The organism is Haloferax profundi (genome assembly GCF_001469865.1).
Lineage (GTDB): Archaea > Halobacteriota > Halobacteria > Halobacteriales > Haloferacaceae > Haloferax > Haloferax profundi.
Genome location: NZ_LOPV01000633.1, coordinates 1 through 1,521, shown reverse-complemented (window position 1 = coordinate 1,521; position 1,521 = coordinate 1). Strand labels below are relative to the sequence as shown.

Here is a 1,521-nt window from a genome sequence, read left to right as displayed (position 1 = left end):
TCATGGTCGAGGTTCTCAATTATCGAGCCAACGAGACACCGTTCTGGAACAAACTCCGTATCGACCCCATCGAAGACGATTCAGGAGAGGTGACGCACTATCTAGGGTTCCAGAGTGACGTCACCGAGCGTAAGCGGACCGAGCAGTTGATTAGCCTGCTCGATCGAGTGCTCCGGCACAACCTCCGGAACGATATGAACATCGTTCTCGGCTATGCAGATCTGGCCCGAACGGCCTCGACCGACAGCCAGACGAACCACATCGAACAGATCCACGACGCTGCCACAGGGTTGCTCGAGTTGAGCGAGCAGGCCCAAGAGCTAGAAGAATTGGCCCGGCATGAGCGGACACCCAAACGGATTCACCTCGACGAACTGCTGGCCGAGGTGGTCGCCGAGCAGCAAAACAAAGTCCCAGAATCGACCATTGATGTGAATACCGATACTAACCTGGCGATATGTGCAGGGTCTGAACTCCACACGGCGGTATCTGAACTCGTCGAGAATGCGCTTCTGCACAATTCTGCGTCGCAGCCCTGGGTCGGCATCGAAGTGCAGGAAACTGACGAGTGGATAGAACTCTCGGTGGTGGACGACGGGCCGGGAATCGACGAGATGGAAACGGACGTCATCGCTACGGGTCGGGAGACGCCGCTGAATCATGGGACCGGTCTCGGGCTTTGGCTAGTCAACTGGGTTGTCACCAGGTACGGTGGGTCGTTCCAGATTCAGGCTCGGTCCGACACAGCGGGCACAGAAGCAACAATGTCCCTGCCAGCCATCGCGCCTGAGCAGGCAGTTTCGGATGTGGTGCAACCACCGACCACGCTGTTCTGGTGAAGACACAGCTCTGTCACCTCGTTTTTGCGCGGATTCGGTCGTGGCTGCGCGCACAGCGTCGGCGGCGACGACGTCGCCGGCGCGAGCACGTAGCGGTGGGTGGGGAGGTGGGGCCGGGAGAGTGGGGTCACAAAAAGAAAACAGCCACTTGCGACGTCTACTCAGCCCACCACGCCTCGCGCTCTGGGAACGAGAGTTCCGACCATCCCGTCGCAGCAACTGAAACACGCCCACCGTACCAACTCTTCGCGACGTTCCGCATCGTCACACGCTCGCCTTCTCTCACAACCGATTGGTCCGATTTCGTCCAGACAGTGAACTTTGTTCTCCCAGTCTCGTCCTCGATGAGTCCCACCTGCTGAATCGCGCTATTCGACGACTCCCAGAGCTGGGTCACCGTTCCAGAGATGGATACTTCTCGACGACTGACCTCACTGACCGCCGCAATCGGAATCACCCGTCCCGGTGCCTGCTGCAACTCTTCGAACACACCAACCACCGCACTCATCATCGACTTCCCATCTGCGACCTCTTCGGCCAATCTTCGGCTAATCGCCGACCGCGTCCATCCATTGAGTTTCGTCTGTAATCGCGCTGCCTCCCGGTTCACTTCACCTAGCTGTTCCACCGTCAGTTGCTCACGCGGGTCTGCCTCATCGGGGTCGGCCCACCGATTCACACA

The 1,521-nt window shown here is 58.8% G+C and carries 1 protein-coding gene and 1 pseudogene; one reads left to right on the top strand and one right to left on the bottom strand.

The genetic code is table 11. The features are described from left to right. Positions 1-839 (top strand): sensor histidine kinase (locus AUR66_RS18170; protein ID WP_058573555.1); only part of this gene is annotated, 839 nt, incomplete at its 5' end. 157 nt (positions 840-996) lie between these two features. Here the strand turns inward: AUR66_RS18170 and AUR66_RS22335 are convergent. Beyond that, a pseudogene (locus tag AUR66_RS22335) lies at positions 997-1,521 on the bottom strand (DNA-binding protein); the annotation flags it as partial.